Source organism: Fictibacillus norfolkensis, assembly GCF_014836645.1.
In the GTDB taxonomy this organism is placed as follows: Bacteria; Bacillota; Bacilli; order Bacillales; family Fictibacillaceae; genus Fictibacillus; species Fictibacillus norfolkensis.
The window spans coordinates 31,609-53,792 of record NZ_JACSQM010000001.1 but is presented as its reverse complement, the minus strand read 5'-3'; the positions used below and the strand labels follow the sequence as shown (position 1 = coordinate 53,792).

The following is a 22,184-nucleotide window of genomic DNA, read 5'->3' as shown; positions in this document are numbered from 1 at the left end:
CTTCTTCTGCCAAGCTAATGGTGAAAGGAGGTTTTTCCATTGAACTTTTTAGGGAAATCACTTACCGTAACAATCCTAGCAGTAGGTCTTGTAGGCTGTAATGGTGTAAATGAATCACAGGATAAGAATGACAACGATGTTCGACCGATTGGCTACTACTCCAATGAGGGAGATAATCGTGGTGATCTTGACCGTGGTAAAGGATTCATAACTGATATGGCTGATCGAGATGTAAATGATCATACTGCAACTTACCATGAAGACTATGATGGTAAACTTGCTGAACGAATCGCGAAAAATGTCAATGACATCCGGGGTGTAGACGATGCTCACGTTATTCTTGAGGATAACAACGTCATTGTAGGAATAGACACGGATAATAAGAAGAGGACGGAACTAACTAACAAAGTTAGAGAGATCACTTCTAAATTGGCACCAAATCGTGATGTGAAAATTGTAGCTGATCAAGATATGGTTAACCGCATTGAGAACGTTGATAACGATCTGCGAGATGGCCGTGCTTACACGGAAGTTGAATCAGATGTTCGCGGAATCAGCAACGATATCGTAAATGCCGGCAGTGACCTTGGAAATGCGATAAAACGTCCTTTCGAAAACAACCGCTAGTATAAAAGAACTGTCAGAAGTTAAATCAACTTTTGAACAGTTCTTTTTTTTGTTTATGCAGCTTTGTTCTATTTGAAAAGTATGTAAAAGAGTTTCTTATTTGATTTCATCTAAAAATATACAAAAAATACGTCTTCAGCTGATGTTCAAAAAGTATTCAAATTCACTTTTTATAAGGAATTAAAGGAGAGCCTATGATACAATAAGCCATAGAAACATACGCTCGTGTTTAGCGTTAGGGAGAGAAGAATTTGATTGAAAGTATTTCTGGAAATGTAGATTACATAACGGCAGAATATATTGTTATTAACAATAATGGAATCGGATATAAAATTTTATGTCCAAATCCATTTATTTATAAATTGAACGATCAAAAAACGGTATATACGTATCAATATGTTCGTGAGGATATACTGGCACTTTATGGTTTTAAGAATAGAAAGGAACGCGACTTGTTCTTAAAACTATTGAACGTGTCTGGAATCGGTCCAAAGGGAGCACTAGCGATTGTTGCCTTCGGTCAGCCTGAGCAGGTGGTCAATGCGATCGAACAGGAAGATGAAAAGTTCCTAACGAAATTTCCTGGTGTAGGAAAGAAGACCGCACGTCAGATGATCTTAGATCTGAAAGGAAAAATCTCAATCTTCGCAGATGTAGAATTCACGGATGGACTTTTCGCAGATGTTGAACCAGAGAGTGATGAACTTGACGAAGCACTTGAAGCTCTTGCTGTCTTAGGTTATGGCAGAAAAGAAATCCAAAAAATTCTTCCGGATCTGAAAAAAGAAAAGATGTCAGCAAACGAATATGTTAAAGCAGCATTAAAGAAGTTAATGAATTCATAAGGACGTGAGGATGTATGGAAGAGAGAATTGTTTCTTCAGAGGAACGTCAAGATGAAGCAAATATCGAGTTAAGCCTGCGCCCTGAACTATTAGACGAGTATATTGGACAAACCTCCGTAAAGGACAATTTGCGGATATTTATTAAAGCTGCAAAACTCCGCAACGAACCTCTTGATCATGTCCTGTTGTACGGACCTCCTGGTTTAGGGAAGACCACGCTGGCATCGATCATTGCAAACGAGATGGAAGTTAACTTGAGAACAACAAGTGGGCCAGCTATTGAACGGCCCGGTGACTTGGCAGCCATCCTAACATCGTTAGAACCAGGTGATGTATTGTTCATTGATGAAATTCACCGATTATCTCGTGCCATAGAAGAGATTTTATATTCGGCAATGGAAGACTTTTGTTTAGATATCGTGATCGGAAAAGGAGAGGTTGCAAGATCTGTGAGATTAGACTTGCCTCCTTTCACATTGATAGGCGCGACCACAAGAGCGGGTTCTTTATCAGCCCCTCTCCGAGATCGTTTCGGCGTACTCGCAAGGCTAGAATATTATAAGCCGGATGAGTTGGGGGAGATCGTAAGGCGTACAGGTGATGTCTTTGGTGTAAGAGTAGATGATCGATCTGCTGAAGAGATTGCGAGAAGATCAAGAGGTACACCGAGGATCGCAAACCGTTTGTTACGTCGTGTCAGAGATTTTGTGCAGGTTGAAGGCAAGGATACGATTTCTTTGCCAATCTGTCAGAAAGCTTTAGAGCTTCTGCAAGTAGACCGTTTAGGTTTAGACCATATTGACCATAAATTATTACTAGGGATCATTCACACGTATAAGGGCGGTCCTGTAGGTCTAGAGACCATTTCGGCTACAATAGGTGAAGAATCGATGACGATTGAAGATGTTTATGAGCCGTATCTTCTTCAAATTGGCTTTTTACAGCGTACTCCACGTGGACGGATGGTAACAGAACGGGCCTATCAATACTTCGGACTGGAGGTTTCCGCAGATTGAACAAACTGTTAATCGTTGCAGGAATCGTCCTAATTATTATAGGATTAGTAGGGACGTATATAGGTAAACTTCCTGGAGATATGGTATGGAAAAAAGGAAACACAACCGTTTATTTTCCAATCGTGACGTCCATTATCGTTAGTGTTGTACTTTCCTTGATCTTCATGATCATAGGTCGATTCAAATAGAAAGTTATTGCCACTTTGCTCTATAAGTGGTTGGTTTCCACTCCGGGTTGCTCGGTTTCAAAAGTGCTATATAGAAAGCAGGAATACATTACATGAACGTAAATGATTTTGATTTCCATCTTCCTGAGGAATTAATTGCGCAAACACCGCTTGAGAACCGCACATCCTCAAGATTGATGGTCTTAGATAGATCACAAGAAACAATTGAACACAAACATTTTTATGATTTGAAAAATTTTTTAAAAGCAGGAGACTGTCTTGTCCTAAATGACACACGTGTTCTTCCGGCAAGACTTTTCGGGCAAAAATCAGATACTGGTGGAAAAGTTGAAGTGCTTCTTTTAAAAGAAGAAGGCAACGACACTTGGGAAACACTTGTTAAGCCAGCAAAAAGAATAAAACCTGGAACGGAAATCTCTTTTGGAGACGGCCGTTTAAAAGCAGTTTGTACAGGTGAGAGTGACCACGGAGGCAGACAGCTTAAGTTTATCTACGATGGAATCTTCTACGAACTGCTCGATGACCTTGGTCAGATGCCTCTTCCACCATATATTAAGGAACAGTTAGAAGAAAAAGATCGTTATCAGACAGTTTATGCTGTACATCAAGGCTCTGCAGCTGCCCCGACCGCTGGGTTGCATTTTACAACCGAGTTGATCGAGGAGATTAAATCAATTGGTGTACATGTTACGTTTATTACGCTTCACGTCGGTTTAGGTACGTTTCGTCCTGTTAGTGTAGAAAATGTTCTGGAACATGACATGCATGCAGAATTTTATCAAGTAACAAAAGGAACAGCTGAACTTTTAAATGGGGTTAAAGAGGCTGGCGGAAGAATTATTACCGTTGGAACGACGAGTACACGAACACTTGAAACGGTAGCGAATAAATTTGATGGCAAGTTTGAGGAAGATTCAGGTTGGACAGATATCTTTATCTATCCAGGTTATTCGTTTAAAGCGATCGATGGACTGATTACGAACTTCCATCTTCCAAAATCAACATTAATCATGTTGGTGAGCGCATTAGCTTCCAAAGATTTTGTTTTAAGAGCATATCATGAAGCCGTTGAAGAAAAGTATCGCTTTTTCAGTTTCGGTGACGCGATGCTTATACTTTAAGGGGGATATATTTTAAGATGAAACCAGCAGTAACATATGAATTAATAAAAACGTGCAAACAATCAGGGGCAAGATTAGGGAAAGTTCATACTCCGCACGGAACATTTGAAACACCAATCTTTATGCCAGTGGGAACATTAGCAACCGTAAAAACGATGAGTCCGGAAGAACTTAAAGAGCTTGGAGCAGAGATCATTCTGAGCAATACGTATCACCTATGGTTACGCCCTGGTCATGATATTGTAAAAGAAGCGGGTGGTCTTCATAAATTTATGAATTGGGATCGTCCGATACTTACGGATTCAGGAGGCTTTCAAGTTTTCTCATTAAGTGATCTGAGAGAGATCAAAGAAGAAGGTGTTCACTTCAGAAATCATCTGAGTGGTGAAAAGCTTTTCTTAAGTCCTGAAGGTGCAATGGAGATTCAGAACGCGTTAGGTTCTGATATTATGATGGCATTTGATGAGTGTCCGCCTTATCCTGCAGAATATGATTATATGAAATCTTCTGTTGAACGAACAAGCCGTTGGGCAGAGCGCTGTTTAAAAGGACATGGAAGACCAGAGGATCAAGCCCTGTTTGGTATTGTGCAAGGTGGAGAATACGAAGAGCTTCGAAAACAGAGTGCTCGAGATCTTGTATCGCTCGATTTCCCGGGTTATGCAATCGGAGGCTTATCAGTAGGTGAACCGAAAGATGTGATGAATCGTGTCTTAGATTTTACAACTCCTCACCTTCCAGAAAACAAACCGCGTTATCTGATGGGCGTAGGCTCTCCTGACTCACTTATTGATGGAGCGATTCGTGGAATCGACATGTTTGACTGTGTACTGCCCACGCGTATCGCTAGAAACGGTACGTGTATGACAAGTGAAGGAAGGCTAGTGGTTCGTAACGCGAAGTATGCAAGAGATTTCCGTCCGATCGATGAAAAGTGTGACTGTCATGTTTGCCAAACGTACTCTAGAGCTTATATTCGTCACCTTGTAAAAGCGAACGAAACATTTGGTTTCCGATTAACAAGTTACCATAACCTATATTTTTTGGTAAACTTAATGAAGCAAGTAAGACAAGCGATCATGGATGACAGACTTCTTGATTTTAGAAATGAATTCTTTGAAATGTATGGGTTCAACAAACCGAACGCGCGTAATTTCTAGAAAATGATAAATATTTTACTTATAGAAAGGGGTGAAATAGTATGGGAAACCTTGGAGGAATATTGCCAATTATCTTGATGTTTGCAATTTTTTATTTTCTGTTGATCCGACCGCAGCAAAAGAGACAAAAAGCGGTTCGTGAGATGCAGTCTAACCTTAAAAAGGGCGACAAAGTTGTAACGATCGGTGGACTACACGGAACACTAGACAGCATCGATGATAACATCGCTGTTATTCGTTCGACCGATGGCGCAAAGTTAACATTCGATCGTAATGCGATTCGTGAAGTAAAAGAAGAAGCAGTACTATAACAAAAAGACCCGTTCATACGGGTCTTATTTATATGTTTGCTTATGACTGCTTAAGTTGACACCCATGATGCCACCGATGATCGCTAATAAAAGAAAAAGAGCATGATACATATACTGAGAGGAGTTGAACGTGCTTTGATAGCCTAAGTATTGCACAAGAAAAACAAAAAAAGAAAACAAGAGACTTGTACCCCCACCTAACAGCCAACCTTTACTCTGACCTTTCTTACCTGAAATCAATCCACCAATAAATAATGATAAAAAAGAAAGACCTACTGTCACCCATTTTAACGATCCTTCTGTTAGCCCTGTAAACCGCAGCAATAGTGAGAGCACTAAACTGCAAAGCATGATCATCAGTAGAACAGCAATCAGACCCCGTCCCATAGAAGAAGCCATGTGTTTAATCCCCATCTTTGATCCTCCTTATCCCTAGAAGCTTTCTATATACTTTATTCAGACAACGGAAAAATTAGAAGTACAAGCAAGTATTTTCCCTTCCGTTTCCATTGGTTTTTATTTGGCAAAACCTGCGTATCATGTTTTTTCATATCTGTGCCACACTAAGAAATGGAATGAACATGTAACGTACTATGGAAGGAGGGGAATCATGGAACTGTATACGATTATTTTCAGGACGCTTTTTATCTATTTTTTAATCATGGTTATCTTTCGAATGATGGGAAAACGCGAGATGGGAAAGTTATCGATTATTGACTTTGTTGTTTCGATCATGATCGCAGAATTAGCCGTAATCTCAATTGAAGATCCTACGATTCCCATGTTGAATTCCCTCGTGTCCATCTTTGTCTTGTTGAGCATCCAGCTTATATTGGCTCTCGTTTCATTAAAGAGCAGAAGGATGAGAGAGATCGTTGACGGTAAACCTTCATTAATCATAAAAGAAGGACAAGTGGATGAGCATGAGATGAAAAAGCAGCGGTACAACTTTGATGATCTTTTAACTCAATTACGTGAGAACAATATTAGAAGTTTGAACGAAGTTGAATTTGGAATATTAGAAACAACGGGTAAGCTATCAATAATAAAAAAAGATGAGGAATCTGAAAATACACCGATCCAAATGATCATGCCTCTCATTTTGGACGGAAAGATCCTAGAAGATAATCTTGAAAAGATGGATAAGACGTCATTTTGGTTAAGACAAGAGTTAAAGAAGGTTGGGTTTAAAGAGATAAAGAACATTTCTTTCTGTACACTGAATGAAGATGGGACATTATATGTTGACGAACTGAACAGCAAAAAATAAAACAGCCAAACTGGCTGTTTTAGATCCATCTTTTAATGAAAGGTATGTGTTTAAGATCTTCTTTACCTAAAAGTTTAAAGAAGACGAGAACAAACAAATAGATACCGCATGTTGCCGTTACGCATATTGTAAGACCTTTTATTGGGGAAAATTGCGGCATCATGTACTGATACAGATAAACCGCCCCTCCTCCTGTTATAAAGATCGAAAGCAGGCATAAGACAAAATCTTTCACCACGATCGTATAACTGATGGCTTTAATGACTGTAGCAAAATGAAGCAGAGTAACGACGACGATACTAATCACGATTCCAAGTGCTGCTCCCATGATCCCAAACTCTGGTCGGGTAGCTAGAGCAAAAATCGCTGTTAACTTAACAAGTGCACCAATGAGACTGTTGATCATGGCAGAACGAGCCAGATTCAAAGCCTGAAGTACGGCTTGTAACGGACCTTGAAAATAAAGGAAAAAGAAAAAAGGTGTCATGATCTTTACATAGGACGCGGAAGTTGGTGATTCATACATTAAGTCCATGATTGGTACCGCGTATACATACATAATTACTGCCGCAATACCGCCAGATAACATAGAGAGCCTAAGTGCTTGATTCAGACGATGTTCAATTAAGTGGTATTTTTTTTGTGCGTTCGCTTCACTGATAGCAGGTACTAAAGAGATCGAAAGAGAATACGTAATGAATGTTGGCAGAAACAATAGTGGGATAACATAACCTGCAAGTTCTCCGTATTGCGCAGTGGCAACAGCTGTAGTGATTCCAGCGATTGCTAAGCTATTTGCCACAACAATTGGTTCAAAAAAGTAGGAAACAGAACCAATCAATTGACTTCCCGTTGTTGGGAGAGCGATATTCAGGAGGTCTTTCATCGTTTCATGACCTTGCTTCAGCTGCTTGAAAAATCCTTTTCGTATGCGCATCTTCTTTTTCACTTTAAACATCGAGAACATATAAAGAAGTGATGCGAGCTCACCGATAATAACAGAGATCATCGCGCCAGCTGCCGCATATTCTACGCCATATGGAAGAAATAAACCTGTTAATAATGCCACGAGAGCAATTCTGACTACCTGTTCGATGACCTGTGAATAAGCAGAAGGTCTCATGTTCTGCAGACCTTGAAAATACCCTCTCAAGACCGAGGAGACCGCAATGACAGGTACTACAGGTGCGATGGCGAGCAACGGCCAAATCGTACGATCATCTGTAAAGAAGTATTCAGCTAATAACGGAGCAGCGATAAACAAAGCGATCGTGATCACAATGCTTAAAATCCCTGTGATGGCTAAAGATACAATCAAAATTTTTCTTACTTTTGAACGATCTCCTGTCGCATCTGCTTCTGCAACAAGTTTTGATATGGCGATCGGCAGACCTAGCCTTGTTAACGTTACGGCTAATAAGAATGTAGGCACTGCCATCATATAAAGGCCAACACCTTCGTGACCCATGACCCGAGCCATGACGATTCGATTAACGAAGCCGAGAATTTTAGTTACTAGACCTGCTAATATAAGTAGGATCGTTCCTTGCACGAGTGTTTGTTTTGTCATTTTAACCTGTCCCTTCTTGGACAATCTTATATATCACTATATGCAAGTAGTGTGAACCGTCATGACAGCTTGTTTTATCTCGAAAGGAGAGAATGTAGAATGGAGAATACACATTTTTCGGAATGGAAGAACGAAGTCAAACCAGCAGTACTAAGTAAAAAAGAAGAATTTCATTATTTGGGGTATGAAAGTGTAACAGAAGAGGAAATATGGGAATGTGTTCAATCTAAATTAAAGAAAAAGAAAATTGAGCCTCGTCTCTATGCATTGGTTGACACAATTTTAGCTCTTTCATTAAATGATTTTATGACGTGGCTAACGATACGCTCATATAAAGAAGAGGGGCTGACTCAAGAGTAGAACTTACTTTTGGGCAGCCTTGTTCTTTTGATAGCACTAATTAAGTTTCCAAATGGATAGCGAGCAACCTGGAGCTCAATTCAACTACCAACAAAGCAACAGTGAAATATGAAACAGCCTTTATTTATTATGTTTTATTTATGAACATTCACAGGACAAATTGACAGAAAAAAACAACAATCGCTATAATGGGAAGGGTTAGTATTCGTACTTATACATAGTGTTGTTTTTTGATACAGCATGAAGGAGGTTTCTTGAAGTGGTAAAAAGGAGTAAGATCGTCATCTTTTTTGTTGTGCTCATCATGTTCGCAGCACTAATAGGGCTTACAACAGAAAAGATCGTAAAAGGTACAAAGCTTGGACTAGATCTCCAAGGCGGATTCGAAGTACTTTACGATGTAGAACCTGTGAAAAAAGGTCAAAAAATTACACAGGAAACATTGAAGAGTACGGTTGAAGCGTTGAACAGCCGTATCAACGTGTTAGGGGTCTCTGAGCCTGAGATTCAGATCGAAGGAGACAACAGAATTCGTGTTCAGCTTGCTGGTGTAACCGATCAGAACAAAGCACGTGAACTATTATCTACACAAGCAGAGTTAACATTCCGCGATGTGGATGATAAGGTGCTTTTAGATGGATCAGATCTTGAAGGAAATGGTGCAAAACAAACGTTTGAATCACAAAATAATAAGCCAATTGTTTCTCTTAAGCTAAAAGACGCAGATAAGTTTGCTAAAATAACAGAAGAAGTTCTTCAGCGTCAGCCGCAAGGTGAAAACATCATGGTTATTTGGTTAGATTATGAAAAAGGTGACTCATTTAGAGAAGAACAGAAGAAAGAACTCGCTGGAAAACAGCCTAAGTATATTTCTGCTCCTTATGTAAATGAAAAACTTACTCAAAAAGATGTAACAATCTCTGGACAGTTCTCTGTTGAAGAAGCACAGAGCTTAGCGAAAATTTTAAACGCTGGGGCTTTGCCAGTGAAACTTGATGAGGTGTATTCTACATCAGTTGGAGCGAAATTCGGAGAGAAAGCATTAAATGAAACAGTATTTGCTGGCTTTATCGGAATTGCCGTGATCTTTTTATTCATGCTCATCTTCTATCGTGTGCCTGGAATCATTGCTGTTATCACGCTATCCATCTATATTTGGTTGATCTTAGCTATTTTCTATCTGATGAACGGAGTTCTAACGCTTCCAGGTATCGCAGCTCTCATTCTTGGAGTGGGTATGGCGGTTGACGCTAACATCATCACGTATGAACGGATCAAAGAGGAACTTAGAAGCGGGAAATCTGTATTAAGTGCGTTTAAAGCTGGAAATCGTCGTTCATTCACTACGATTTTTGATGCAAACATTACGACAATCCTTGCAGCTGCTGTTTTGTTCGCATATGGAACAAGCTCAGTAAAAGGATTCGCGTTAGTTTTAATTATTTCAGTTCTGGCAAGTTTCATCACGGCCGTTTTCGGTACAAGACTTTTCTTAGGTTTATGGGTACAGTCACGTGTTATGGATAAGAAGCCAGGCTTGTTTGGTGTAAAGGAGAGTGACATCCGTGAGCTTTAAATACGACTTTGTAAAAAACAGAAACCTTTACTTCATTATCTCGACTCTCCTTACGGTTATTGGAATTGTATTCTTGCTTACAGCTGGATTAAAGCTTGGTATTGATTTTGATAGCGGATCTCGTGTAAATATTCAATCGAACGAGACACTTACCAATGAAAGTGTAGAAGAAGAGTTTAAGACACTTGGACTTGAACCTGAAGCAGTCGTTCTTGCGGGGAAAAATGATCAAGCCAATGTTTCTTTTAAAGGTGCTTTGTCAAAAGACGAAGTAGTGAAGATCAACACTCACTTTGAAGAAAAATACGGTGAAACGCCAAGTATTAGTACGGTTACGCCAACGGTTGGCCGTGAGCTAGCACAGAATGCGTTTTTTGCCGTGCTGATCGCTTCTGTTGGTATTATCATCTATGTAGCGTTCCGTTTTGAATGGAGCATGGCTGTTGCCTCTGTAGTTGCTTTATTGCATGATGCTTTTATGATCATTGCAGTTTTCAGCATCTTCAGGATAGAAGTGGATCTTCCATTCATTGCAGCAGTTCTTACGATTGTTGGTTATTCGATTAACGACACAATCGTTACGTTCGACCGAATCCGTGAGAACATGAAACTTGAAAAAGTAAGAACACAAGAAAAACTGGCTGAAATCGTAAACAGAAGTATTTTTGAAACGTTGGGTCGCTCCATCAATACTGTACTAACGGTTATTATCGCAGCAGTGGCACTATTGATCTTTGGAGCTGATTCGATCAGAAACTTTTCGATCGCATTGTTGATCGGTTTAACATTTGGTGCGTATTCTTCCATCTTTATTGCTTCTCAGTTGTGGTACGTTATGAAATCACGACAGATGAAATCAAAAAAAACACGACCAGTTGAAGCAGAGCCAGAAATTTAAGTTAAATATCATTCATAAATTGTCACCTCTTATCCTGTTTTGTATAATGAATAGGTTAAGAGGTGATTTTTATGTTGGAGCCTAGAACACGGTGGGAGATTCAAGAACCATCGGAAGACAAGGCAAAATGGTTGTCACAAGAATTAGATATCCCTCTTCTGATCGCGAATCTATTGGTTGTCAGAGGAATTGAAACGATAGAGAAAGCAGAAGCATTTTTAAAAATAGATACCGACCAATTTCACGATCCATTCTTGATGGATGGCATGAAAGAGAGCGTTGAGCGGATACATAGAGCTGTAGAATCGAATGAGAAGATTTTAATTTTTGGCGATTATGACGCTGATGGTGTAAGCAGTACGACGGTAATGTATTATGCACTGAAAGAACTCGGCGCACAGTTTGACTATTACATTCCGAACCGCTTTACAGAAGGCTATGGTCCGAATGAGCCTGCATTAAGAAAAGCGAAAGAGGATGGTTATTCACTCGTTGTAACTGTTGATACAGGGATATCAGCTGTACACGAAGCTAATATCGCAAAAGAGATCGGGTTAGACTTTATTATTACGGACCATCACGAGGCACCTCCTGTATTGCCAGATGCTTATAGCATTATCAATCCTAAGAAACCTGGCTGTACATATCCTTTCTCTGGTCTTGCAGGTGTAGGTGTAGCATTCAAAGTAGCACATGCCCTTCATGGTAAACCACCACTACATTTGCTTGATTATGCCTGCATCGGTACAATAGCAGACCTTGTTCCGCTTGTTGATGAGAATAGAGTGATCGCGAAGCTCGGGATAGAAGCACTCTCGAAAACGGATAAGATCGGATTGCAAGAACTGCTGAAAGTAGCGGGGCTTTATGAAAAAGAACTTACAGCTGAAGATGTAGGATTCGCGATCGGCCCGCGAGTGAATGCAGCAGGAAGGCTTGGTTCAGCGATGCCAGTGGTGGAGCTGTTTACTTCAACTGATCGAGACGATTCAGCCATGTTGTCACAAGAGATCGATTCGGTAAACAAGGAACGTCAAGGAATCGTCAACGAGATTACAAAAGAAGCGATCGCGATGGTAGAAGAAAGTTATCCTCCTGATGAGAATGAAGTGCTTGTCCTCGCCAAAGAGGGCTGGAATCCAGGGGTTATTGGTATCGTTGCCTCACGATTGGTTGAAAAATTCTATCGTCCTACGATCGTGCTTTGTTTGGATCCTGAAAAAGAAACAGCAAAAGGGTCAGCGCGAAGCATCAAAGGATTTGATATGTTTGAAAACCTTTCAGGATCTAGAGATATTCTTCCTCATTTCGGTGGACATCCAATGGCAGCAGGAATGACACTTTCGATGCATGATGTCGATGAATTAAGAAGTAGGCTTATCCGGCAAGCTAAGGAATGTTTAAAACCAGAAGATTATCTGCCGGTTACAACGATCGATCTAACAGCTAGATTAAATGAGATATCACTAGAAACGGTTGAGCTGTTAAGTACGTTATCTCCTTTTGGTGTTGGAAACCCATCGCCTCGCGTTATGGTTGAAGATGTTCCGATCCGCGAGATGAAAAAGATAGGAAGTCAGTCCAATCACCTCAAATTGCAAGTAGGCAATGGTGAGCTATCGGTTCTAGATTGCATTGGTTTTCAAAAAGGTAGCTTGTTAGAAGAGATGACACCTTATTCGTTGATTTCAATCGTTGGTCAGATCCAATTGAACGAATGGAACGGCTATAGAAAGCCTCAGCTTCTTCTTGAAGATCTTTCTGTCAATCATTTTCAACTGTTTGATTATAGAGGCCTTAAAGATGCTGCAAAAAGGTTAATTGGTCTGCCGTACTCGAAAACATGTTTTATCGCGTTTGAAGAAGAAACAGTAAGGCATAAAGATTTCGAAGCGCTGTCTGACCAAGTCATCGGTGAAGATGAGTTATTGACTCTACCCGAGGATTATTTTAAAGAAAAGAATTTAGTGTTCTTAGATGTTCCTCCTTCTCTAACCCGATTTTCGGAATGGCTAGAAACCATCGGTGAACCTTCAAGGATCTATGCGGTGTTTCATCAGAGTACAGAACACTTTTTTACGACTCTACCAACGAGAGAGCATTTCAAATGGTTCTATGGATTCCTTGCAAAAAGGAAAACCTTTAACGTGAAGAGGGATGGTGCAGAACTGGCGAAATGGAAAGGCTGGTCGAAAGAAACAATAGATTTCATGTCAAAGGTGTTTTTTGAGCTGGATTTTGTTACAATAGACGGTGGTGTTATTTTCATTAACAAAGAACCTAGCAAACGAGAATTAGAAAGCTCTGAAACCTATCAGAAAAAGTTTGAACAAGCAGACATTGAAAATCAGCTCGTTTACTCTTCTTATCATTCTTTAAAAAGCTGGTTTACAGAACAAACACGGCCAAAAGCCAGTTTGTAATTTTCAGGAGGCAAAGATTCATGGATTATAAGCCGTTTATTTCAGTAGTAGAGAATTTCCCAATCGAAGGCATTCGTTTTAAAGATATTACTTCACTTATGTCTGATGGTGCAGTATATAAACAAGCAATGGATGACATTGCTGTATACGCAAAAGAAAAACAGGTGGATGTAATCGTTGGACCTGAAGCACGTGGATTTATCGTAGGCTGCCCTGTAGCTTACACATTAGGATTAGGATTTGTCCCAGTACGTAAAGAAGGTAAACTACCTCGTGAAGTGATCAAAGTTGATTATGGTCTTGAGTATGGTAAAGATGTGCTAACGATGCATAAAGACGCGATCAAACCAGGCCAAAGAGTCTTGATCACAGACGATCTACTAGCAACAGGCGGAACGATCGAAGCAACCATCAAGCTAGTAGAAGAGCTTGGCGGAGTAGTTGCAGGAATCGCATTCATGATCGAACTTACTTACTTAGATGGCCGTAAGAAACTTTCAGGTTATGATATCTTCACATTAACTCAATACTAAAACGATGAAAGAGTTCCTTTAGAAGGGGCTCTTTTTTAGATTCTTTTCCGAAGGGTTGTTACTTACAAGTTCTTTTGTTATTCACTTCATCGTAAAGGTGATTGAAGTGGAAGATGCGAGACTCCTACGGGACGAGCGGTCAGGTGGAGACTCGTAATGGCGCAAAGCGGCAGGAGGCTCACCGCACGCCCCGTGGAAAGCGAGTGTCTGAAACGGAAATCAACTTACTTTCAAGAGCAACAATGTATTACGATAACAGTGTTTTTTTACAATCCTGTCACAAAATCTGCCCAATCATTCGACAAATTTCGTTTTTCGCTTTACATGAAGGACCAATTTAACGATAATAGAAGCAATATACAATGACAACGTAAGGTGATTCCATGACGATTGAGGAAGTATTGCAAAAAGCGGAGAGCTATCTTTCTAAAGACGATTTAAGCTTCATCACGAAGGCTTATGAATACGCAAGAAATGCACACGAGGGACAATTCCGTAAATCGGGAGAGCCCTATATTCATCATCCTGTTGAAGTAGCAGCCATTCTGGTGAACCTCCAAATGGATCCTGTGACTGTAGCAGCAGGGTTCCTTCATGATGTAGTTGAAGATACACCGATCACACTAAAAGATATTTCCACTCAATTCAATGAAGAAGTGGCAATGCTTGTTGATGGTGTTACGAAGCTGAAGAAGATCAAGTTTAAGTCTAAGGAAGAACAGCAAGCTGAGAACCACCGGAAGATGTTTGTCGCTATGGCCCAAGATATTCGATGTATCTTGATCAAGCTGGCTGACCGACTTCACAATATGCGCACATTAAAGCATATGCCGAAAGAAAAACAGATCCAAAAAGCGAATGAGACACTTGAGATCTTCGCTCCGCTTGCCCATCGCCTTGGGATTTCAACGATAAAGTGGGAGCTTGAAGATGTTTCTTTAAGATACCTGAATCCGCAGCAATACTACAGAATCGTTAACTTGATGCAGCAAAAGCGTGCGGAACGGGAAGAGTATGTTCATCAAGTGATGGATGAGATGAAGAGCAAACTTAAAGAAGTTAACATTCAAGTTGATATCTCTGGAAGACCGAAACATATTTATAGCATCTATCGAAAAATGGCTAAACAAGGAAAGCAGTTCAATGAGATCTATGACCTTTTAGCTGTTCGTATTATCGTTCAGAATATTAAAGATTGTTATGCTGCCCTTGGTATCATCCATACGGCTTATAAGCCGATGCCAGGCCGTTTTAAAGATTATATCGCTATGCCTAAAGCAAATATGTATCAGTCTCTTCATACAACGGTAATCGGACCAAAAGGTGATCCACTTGAAGTCCAAATCAGAACGTCTGATATGCATCGCGTAGCTGAATACGGGATCGCAGCACACTGGGCATATAAAGAGGGAGCAACGAAAGCTCCTGTCAGCTCATTTGAAAATAAATTAACATGGTTCCGTGAAATTCTTGAATGGCAAAACGATGTTGTAGATGCTGAAGAATTTATGGAATCTCTTAAGGTCGATCTTTTCTCTGATATGGTGTTCGTGTTCACTCCTAAGGGAGATGTTTACGAGCTTCCGTCAGGGTCGGTGCCTATTGATTTTGCATACCGCATTCACACTGAGATCGGTAACAGATGTATCGGCGCAAAAGTAAACGGAAAGATGGTCACGTTAGATTACCGTTTGAAAACGGGAGATATTATCGAGATCTTAACGAGCAAACACTCCTACGGACCGAGTCAGGATTGGCTGAAGATCACACAGAGTTCTCATGCGAAAAACAAGATTCGTCAATGGTTTAAGCGCGAGAGAAGAGAAGAAAACGTCGCAAAAGGCAAAGAGCTTGTTGAAAAAGAAATAAAGAATCGCGGTTATGATCTGAAAGATATCTTCACGAATGACAACATTCAATATGTGGCTCAAAAGTATAACTTTGCAGGCGAAGAAGATATGTATGCTGCTGTAGGATACAATGGAATAACAGCTGCACAGATTGCCACTCGATTAACGGATAAAGTCCGCCGTAAAAAAGAGCAGGACCCGGATAATTCTGAGTTGCTTGATGCAATAAGAGACTCTGCTGAAAAGCCCGAACCAAAACGCAGAACAGATTCTGGTATTGTGGTTAAAGGCATTGATAACATGCTGATTCGATTATCTAAATGTTGTAATCCTGTTCCTGGAGATGACATTGTAGGTTATATCACAAAAGGTCGCGGTGTTTCTGTTCACCGTGAGGATTGTGTTAACGTACACAACGAAGATGCACAAGTACGGCTTTTACCGGTAGAATGGGAAGGCGATCTAGAGCAACCGAAAAATTATAACGTTGATATTGAGATCAATGGTTTTGACCGTCGCGGCCTTCTGAATGAGGTTCTGCATGCAGTTGCAGAAACGAAGACAAATATTACAGCCGTTAGCGGCAAGTCAGATCGCAACAAGATGGCAACGATCAGTATGTCAATCTCAATTCACAACGTCAGCCACCTTCAAAAAGTGGTCGAACGAATTAAAAGAATTTCTGACATATATGCGGTTAGAAGATTGATGCAATAGGAGTTAAGGAAGTGATTCTGCAATGAAAGTAGTATTACAGCGTTCCAAAGAGGCGAAGGTCTTAGTGGATTCTGAAGTAAAAGGCAGAATTGATAAAGGCCTTGTACTCTTAGTTGGTGTTACACATGAAGATACAGAAAAAGATGCGGATTATTTAGCAGAAAAGATCGTAAATCTTCGCATATTTGAAGATGAAAATGAAAAGATGAATCTTTCTTTAAAAGATACAGAAGGAAGCATCCTATCTATTTCGCAGTTCACGTTATTCGGTGACACGAAAAAAGGAAGACGTCCAAACTTTATGGATGCTGCTAAACCAGACCATGCAATTACGATGTATGACTATTTTAATAGCAAGCTTAAGAGCTTAGGTGTACATGTAGAAACTGGTGTTTTTGGCGCGATGATGGATGTGTCGTTTACGAATGATGGACCGGTAACCTTAATCATGGACTCTAAAAGTTAATATCATGAATGAAACCTTCGCCTTGATGGAAAGACTAAATCAAAAAGGTGGAGGTTTTTTTATGAGGCAGAACCGGAAAGGCATAGAAGGAATCCCTCAATGGAAGCAGCTGAGCTTTCATGATTTTCTTTCTCTTGAAAAATCAGCAAACACAATGGAGCTTGCTGAAGAATTTGGAATGAATCTTTTTCAAGTGAATCAGTTAAAGAAAAAAATAAAACGCGAAAACTATTGACATCACACCCCATCTAAAAGTATGATAATTTACAATTCCAAAATGAAAACTGATGACGAAGAAAAGTAGCTTTACCCCACAGGGTAAGAGATGAGATACCATGGCTGAAAGTATCTCTCCCTGATGATAAAGTGAAAGACACTTCATAGGTTTTAATTCGAACGGTTAGTTTTGACCTCAGTAGAGTTACACGTGGGCAATCGTTACTTGCATAAATGAGGAAGCTATTTTTAGCTTCGAAGCAGGGTGGCACCGCGGGAAATCCCGTCCCTTATGAAATGACTGATTTCATAAGGGACGGGATTTTTTTATTTTTTCAAAAATATAGCAGCTTTTGAGTTGGTTTTTAAAAGTGCATCAATGCTAGTTGATTGTAGTGGAAGGTCCGAGACTCCTGGGGGATTAGCGGGCCAGGTGAGACTCCTGTAGCGCAGTGCGCTAGGAGGCTCACCGCACGCCCCCCGGAAAGCCAGGATCCTGAAACGAAAATCAACACCTTCAAAAGCTACGATGCGAGAACAGCATTTGATTTTAACGAACATGTAAAAACGGGAGGATGAAAGAAAATGAGTATTAACATTCCAAGGGGAACGAAAGATATACTCCCAGGAGAAGTGGAAAAATGGCAGCTGATCGAACAAAAAGCAAAGGAAGTATCAGCGCGATTTAATTATAAAGAGATTCGAACACCGATTTTTGAGCACACAGACCTTTTCCAACGCGGTGTAGGAGATTCAACAGATATCGTTCAAAAAGAGATGTATACGTTCAATGATCGAGGCGACCGCAGCTTAACTCTTCGACCAGAAGGGACAGCGCCAGTAACTCGCTCTTATGTTGAAAACAAAATGTTTGGGTTACCAGGACAGCCTGTAAAACTCTTTTACATCCAACCTATGTTTCGATACGAAAGACCTCAAGCTGGTCGATATCGTCAGTTTGTACAATTCGGTATTGAAGCGATGGGTTCTGCCGATCCTGCCATTGATGCAGAAGTAATTTCACTTGCGATGACGGTTTACCAAGAGCTAGGTCTAAAAAAACTCCGTCTTGTATTGAATACGTTAGGTGATGCTGAGAGCCGTAAATCTCATAAAGAAGCTTTGATCGCACACTTTGAACCTAGAATCGATGAATTTTGTTCAGATTGTCAAAATCGATTATTGAAGAATCCTTTAAGAATTCTGGATTGCAAAAAAGACCGAGACCATGAACTCATGAAGAGCGCTCCTTCTATTCTAGAACACTTAAACGAAGAATCGAAAACATACTTTGAAGAAGTGAAAACGAGCTTGGATGCGATGAAGATTGATTATGTGATCGATCCTACCCTCGTACGTGGACTTGATTATTACAACCACACTGCATTTGAGATCATGAGTGAGGCTGAAGGGTTCGGTGCTATCACAACACTTAGTGGAGGCGGCAGGTACAATGGGCTTGTTGAAGATCTAGGTGGACCTGCTACGCCAAGTATCGGTTTTGCGATGAGCTTAGAACGCTTATTATTAGCACTTGAAGCAGAAGGCATCACTCTTGAAACAGAAGAAGAAATAGATTGTTATGTTGTAGCATTAGGTGATGAAGCTAAGCGAAAATCAGTAGCGATCTTAAGTCAGCTTCGTCAAGCAGGGATTAAGAGTGACAAAGATTATTTAGATAAAAAGATGAAAGCACAATTTAAAGCAGCTGACCGATTTAAAGCGAAGTTTGTAGCTATTTTAGGTGAAGAAGAACTGTCCAAAGGAATCATCAACGTGAAGAACATGGATTCCGGAGAACAGTCGGAAGTAGCGCTTGAGAAGCTGAGCACATTTTTAAAGCAAGGTAAATAAGGAGGACACATCTCATGGAATATCGCACACATCAATGTGGAAAGATTACAGAGCAATTTATCGGTGAAAAAGTAACAATAACAGGTTGGGTACAAAAACGACGTGACTTAGGTGGACTGATCTTCATCGACCTGCGTGACCGTTCTGGAGTTGTTCAGATCGTCTTTTCTCCAGAAGTATCACCTGAAGCGTTAGAAACGGCTGAAAAAGTAAGAAGTGAATATGTTCTTACGATTACAGGAAAAGTGCTTGAGCGTGACCCGAGCACGGTTAACCCAGCTATGAATACGGGTAAGATTGAAATTTCTGGAGAAGAAGTTAAGATCTTAAACAGTGCGAAGACACCACCTTTCTCCATCAGCGAAGATATGGATATTACAGAAGATATCCGTCTGAAGTATCGCTACCTTGATCTTCGACGTCCGATCATGCAGGAAACGTTAAAGATGAGACACGAAGTAACTCGCTATATCCGTAACTTCCTGGAGAATGATGAATTTATGGAGATGGAAACACCGATGCTTACGAAGAGCACACCTGAAGGAGCGCGTGACTATTTAGTACCGAGCCGTGTGCACCCAGGAGAATTCTATGCATTGCCGCAATCTCCACAATTATTTAAGCAATTGCTTATGGTTTCAGGTTTCGAAAAATACTACCAGATCGTTCGTTGTTTCAGAGACGAAGATCTGCGCGCAGACCGTCAGCCAGAATTTACTCAAGTCGATATCGAAACTTCTTTCATGGGCCAAGAACCACTTTTAGCTATGATGGAAGAGATGATGACAGGACTTGTGAAAAAGGTAAAAGGTGTAGAGATTCCAAAGCCTTTCCCAAGAATGACTTATAAAGAAGCAATGGATCGTTATGGTTCAGATAAACCGGATACGCGTTTCGGCCTTGAACTGATCAACGTATCAGAAATCGTAAAGAATTCTGGATTTAAAGTATTTGCAGCAGCGGTTGAAAACGGTGGTCAAGTTAAAGCGATCAACGTTAAAGGAAAAGCAGCCAATTATTCTAGAAAAGATATTGATGGTCTGACTGAATTCACTGCTCGATATGGAGCAAAAGGTCTTGCTTGGATGAAAGTAGAAGCAGAAGGATTAAAGGGACCTATTTCAAAGTTCTTTAATGAAGAAGATGCCGCAAACATAACGAACGCACTACAAGCAGAAGAAGGCGATCTGTTGTTGTTTGTAGCAGATAAGCCGTCCGTTGTAGCAGACAGCTTAGGTGCGTTAAGACAAAAGCTAGCAAAAGATCTAGATCTGATCGACCAATCAAAATACAATTTCCTGTGGGTCGTTGATTTCCCACTTGTTGAATATGATGAGGATGCAGGCCGTTTTGTGGCGCTTCATCATCCATTCACGATGCCGAAGACAGAAGATCTTCACTTAATGGATACCAACCCTGCTGAAGTAAGAGCACAAGCGTACGACTTAGTTCTTAACGGTTACGAGCTTGGGGGCGGATCGCAGCGTATCTACCAACGTGACATTCAAGAGAAAATGTTCAAAACATTAGGATTCACTGAGGAAGCAGCACGTGAGGAGTTTGGATTCCTTTTAGAGGCTTTTGAATATGGAACACCTCCACATGGTGGAATTGCACTAGGGCTTGATCGTATGGTGATGTTACTAGCGGGAAGAAGTAATTTAAGAGATACTATTGCTTTCCCGAAAACAGCTTCCGCATCGTGTCTACTGACGAATGCACCATCTGGTGTAAACGAAAAGCAGCTTGATGAACTTCACCTATCTGTAAAAGTGAAGCAAGAAACCAAGTAAGTGAATATTTAGAAAAATACGAATCGTTTTATAAAGAGACACATTTTGTCTTGTATTTGATTTATTCGTGTGATAGTATGAATTTAAGCGATGGGTCCTATGGTGACCGTTAACAACCCGAAAGTTTTGAGCCAACATTAAGTATTAGGGAGTTTGTGTTTTCTCACAGCGTCCATGCCCTGAAAGCTAGGGGACGGACAAAATGCGAAACAGGGCACCCACCTGCGAGAGCAGGTTCAAAACTAAGGGGATACGGCATTTTTGGGGCTCATTTTTTTGTGCGAAAAAAACCAAGTAAGCATATTGATTTTGTTTTCAAAAGTGGATATGCTGATAAAGATGCATTTTCTTTATTTTACGTGCACGTTTGAAAGGAGATTTCACTAATATGCTTTATCAGTTCTCAAGAAATGAACTTGCCATTGGAAAAGATGGAATAGACGTCTTAAAAAACTCAACTGTTGCAGTGCTTGGAATCGGAGGAGTTGGCTCCTTTTCAGCTGAAGCACTAGCTCGTTCAGGAGTTGGAAGACTAATCCTTATCGATAAAGATGATGTCGATATCACGAACGTGAATCGTCAAATACATGCACTTGTGAATACCGTTGGGCAGCCAAAGGTAGATCTTATGAAAGAAAGAATCGCCCTTATTAATCCAGAGTGTGAAGTTATAGCCCTTAAGATGTTTTATACAGAAGAAACATATGAACAAATTTTTGAATTTGGACTTGATTTTGTAGTAGATGCATCGGACACGATCTCCTATAAGATCCACCTCATGAAGGAATGTTTAAACCGCAAAATACCAATTATCTCGAGTATGGGTGTGGCGAACAAATTGGATCCAACACGTCTTCAGATCGTTGATATCTCTAAGACAAGCTATGATCCGATCGCTAAGGTCATTCGCCAGCGTCTAAGAAAAGAAGGAATTACAAAAGGTATTCCGGTCGTATTCTCAGATGAAAAGCCAATCCAGATTCGTGAAGAGATTCGAAAAGAGATCGTACCTGAGAACGCTCCTGGCATTCGAAAAGCGAAGTTGCCGCCATCTTCAAACGCGTTTGTACCATCTGTTTCAGGACTTTACATGGCAGGTTACGTGATCAATAAAATCATTGAAGATAACAATATTAAGATAGAAAGAGTACGATAAATTTGTTGAAGAAGAGTTCTGACTGATCTAAAGTCAGGGCTTTTTTTCGTCTATTGATGAATTTATTACTACTTATAAATGTTGGTGAGAGGAATTGTGCTTTCCAGTAAGACGTGGCGAAGAAAATGTTTTTCTCAAATGAACACTCCTAATTTTTACGAGGTAATTTCAAATAATTCCAGGGTAACTTGAAATATATCCGGGTATAACCTAAATAATTCCGGAGATAAAATA

Annotated in this window: 19 protein-coding genes, 1 other RNA gene, 1 pseudogene and 1 other annotated feature; of the genes and pseudogenes, 19 read left to right on the top strand and 2 right to left on the bottom strand. The window is 40.3% G+C overall.

Translation table 11 applies throughout. The features are described 5' to 3' along the window. Positions 1 to 39 precede the first annotated feature (39 nt). The 7 genes from H9648_RS00270 to yajC all read left to right on the top strand — a co-directional run bounded on the left by H9648_RS00270 (position 40) and on the right by yajC (position 5,268). The gene (locus H9648_RS00270; RefSeq protein WP_191751830.1) at positions 40 to 627 is read left to right on the top strand and encodes a YhcN/YlaJ family sporulation lipoprotein; all 588 of its coding nucleotides are present in this window, start codon (positions 40 to 42) and stop codon (positions 625 to 627) included. A 251-nt stretch (positions 628 to 878) separates the two neighbouring features. Continuing rightward, on the top strand, positions 879 to 1,472 hold the full coding sequence (gene ruvA, locus H9648_RS00265) for a Holliday junction branch migration protein RuvA (RefSeq protein WP_191751829.1): 594 nt from the start codon (positions 879 to 881) through the stop codon (positions 1,470 to 1,472). Positions 1,473 to 1,486: 14 nt separating this feature from the next. Then, positions 1,487 to 2,488: a Holliday junction branch migration DNA helicase RuvB gene (gene ruvB, locus H9648_RS00260; protein WP_191751828.1), complete on the top strand. Its 1,002-nt coding sequence runs from the start codon at positions 1,487 to 1,489 to the stop codon at positions 2,486 to 2,488. Then, a complete protein-coding gene (locus tag H9648_RS00255) occupies positions 2,485 to 2,676 on the top strand; it encodes a DUF2905 domain-containing protein (RefSeq protein ID WP_191751827.1) in 192 nt (63 codons plus the stop codon). The genes ruvB and H9648_RS00255 overlap by 4 nt, the downstream gene beginning before the upstream one ends. Before the next feature lie 92 nt (positions 2,677 to 2,768). Beyond that, entirely contained in the window at positions 2,769 to 3,797 is a 1,029-nt protein-coding gene (queA, locus tag H9648_RS00250; RefSeq protein WP_191751826.1) for a tRNA preQ1(34) S-adenosylmethionine ribosyltransferase-isomerase QueA, read from the top strand. Positions 3,798 to 3,814: 17 nt separating this feature from the next. Further along, the gene (gene tgt / locus H9648_RS00245; RefSeq protein ID WP_191751825.1) at positions 3,815 to 4,957 is read left to right on the top strand and encodes a tRNA guanosine(34) transglycosylase Tgt; all 1,143 of its coding nucleotides are present in this window, start codon (positions 3,815 to 3,817) and stop codon (positions 4,955 to 4,957) included. A gap of 41 nt (positions 4,958 to 4,998) precedes the next feature. Further along, positions 4,999 to 5,268: a preprotein translocase subunit YajC gene (yajC, locus tag H9648_RS00240; RefSeq protein ID WP_191751824.1), complete on the top strand. Its 270-nt coding sequence runs from the start codon at positions 4,999 to 5,001 to the stop codon at positions 5,266 to 5,268. A gap of 24 nt (positions 5,269 to 5,292) precedes the next feature. On the opposite strand, the gene H9648_RS00235 is transcribed toward yajC, so the two are convergent. Then, positions 5,293 to 5,682 carry a TIGR04086 family membrane protein gene (locus H9648_RS00235; protein WP_225218661.1) on the bottom strand — a complete coding sequence of 130 codons (390 nt, stop codon included), beginning with the start codon at positions 5,680 to 5,682 and terminating at the stop codon, positions 5,293 to 5,295. A gap of 196 nt (positions 5,683 to 5,878) precedes the next feature. On the opposite strand from H9648_RS00235, the gene H9648_RS00230 reads away from it, so the two are divergent. Beyond that, entirely contained in the window at positions 5,879 to 6,538 is a 660-nt protein-coding gene (locus H9648_RS00230; RefSeq protein ID WP_191751823.1) for a DUF421 domain-containing protein, read from the top strand. 19 nt (positions 6,539 to 6,557) lie between these two features. Here the strand turns inward: H9648_RS00230 and spoVB are convergent, their stop codons facing one another. Further along, a complete protein-coding gene (spoVB, locus tag H9648_RS00225) occupies positions 6,558 to 8,108 on the bottom strand; it encodes a stage V sporulation protein B (RefSeq protein WP_191751822.1) in 1,551 nt (516 codons plus the stop codon). A gap of 99 nt (positions 8,109 to 8,207) precedes the next feature. Here spoVB and H9648_RS00220 point away from each other — a divergent pair, with 99 nt between their 5' ends. The 11 genes and pseudogenes from H9648_RS00220 (at position 8,208) to H9648_RS00170 (ending at position 21,950) form a co-directional block, all read left to right on the top strand. Further along, the gene (locus H9648_RS00220) at positions 8,208 to 8,468 is read left to right on the top strand and encodes a post-transcriptional regulator (protein ID WP_191751821.1); all 261 of its coding nucleotides are present in this window, start codon (positions 8,208 to 8,210) and stop codon (positions 8,466 to 8,468) included. A gap of 259 nt (positions 8,469 to 8,727) precedes the next feature. Then, positions 8,728 to 10,942 (top strand): annotated as a pseudogene (gene secDF / locus H9648_RS00215) (protein translocase subunit SecDF). 71 nt (positions 10,943 to 11,013) lie between these two features. After that, positions 11,014 to 13,365: a single-stranded-DNA-specific exonuclease RecJ gene (recJ, locus tag H9648_RS00210; protein ID WP_191751820.1), complete on the top strand. Its 2,352-nt coding sequence runs from the start codon at positions 11,014 to 11,016 to the stop codon at positions 13,363 to 13,365. Between the two features lie 20 nt (positions 13,366 to 13,385). Beyond that, entirely contained in the window at positions 13,386 to 13,898 is a 513-nt protein-coding gene (locus tag H9648_RS00205) for an adenine phosphoribosyltransferase (protein WP_144698846.1), read from the top strand. Between the two features lie 383 nt (positions 13,899 to 14,281). Continuing rightward, positions 14,282 to 16,465, top strand: a complete 2,184-nt coding sequence (locus tag H9648_RS00200; protein WP_191751819.1) for a RelA/SpoT family protein — start codon at positions 14,282 to 14,284, stop codon at positions 16,463 to 16,465. 22 nt (positions 16,466 to 16,487) lie between these two features. Continuing rightward, the gene (gene dtd / locus H9648_RS00195) at positions 16,488 to 16,931 is read left to right on the top strand and encodes a D-aminoacyl-tRNA deacylase (RefSeq protein ID WP_191751818.1); all 444 of its coding nucleotides are present in this window, start codon (positions 16,488 to 16,490) and stop codon (positions 16,929 to 16,931) included. A 61-nt stretch (positions 16,932 to 16,992) separates the two neighbouring features. After that, positions 16,993 to 17,166, top strand: coding sequence for a hypothetical protein (locus H9648_RS00190; RefSeq protein ID WP_191751817.1), 174 nt, complete (start codon positions 16,993 to 16,995; stop codon positions 17,164 to 17,166). A 43-nt stretch (positions 17,167 to 17,209) separates the two neighbouring features. Beyond that, positions 17,210 to 17,441 (top strand) — a binding site (T-box leader). 291 nt (positions 17,442 to 17,732) lie between these two features. Then, positions 17,733 to 19,001, top strand: coding sequence for a histidine--tRNA ligase (gene hisS / locus H9648_RS00185; protein WP_191751816.1), 1,269 nt, complete (start codon positions 17,733 to 17,735; stop codon positions 18,999 to 19,001). Positions 19,002 to 19,015: 14 nt separating this feature from the next. Then, positions 19,016 to 20,794, top strand: coding sequence for an aspartate--tRNA ligase (aspS, locus tag H9648_RS00180; protein WP_191751815.1), 1,779 nt, complete (start codon positions 19,016 to 19,018; stop codon positions 20,792 to 20,794). 91 nt (positions 20,795 to 20,885) lie between these two features. Continuing rightward, positions 20,886 to 21,066, top strand: a non-coding RNA gene (gene ssrS, locus H9648_RS00175) — 6S RNA. Between the two features lie 116 nt (positions 21,067 to 21,182). Next, positions 21,183 to 21,950, top strand: coding sequence for a tRNA threonylcarbamoyladenosine dehydratase (locus tag H9648_RS00170; protein ID WP_191751814.1), 768 nt, complete (start codon positions 21,183 to 21,185; stop codon positions 21,948 to 21,950). The last annotated feature ends 234 nt before the right edge of the window (positions 21,951 to 22,184 follow it).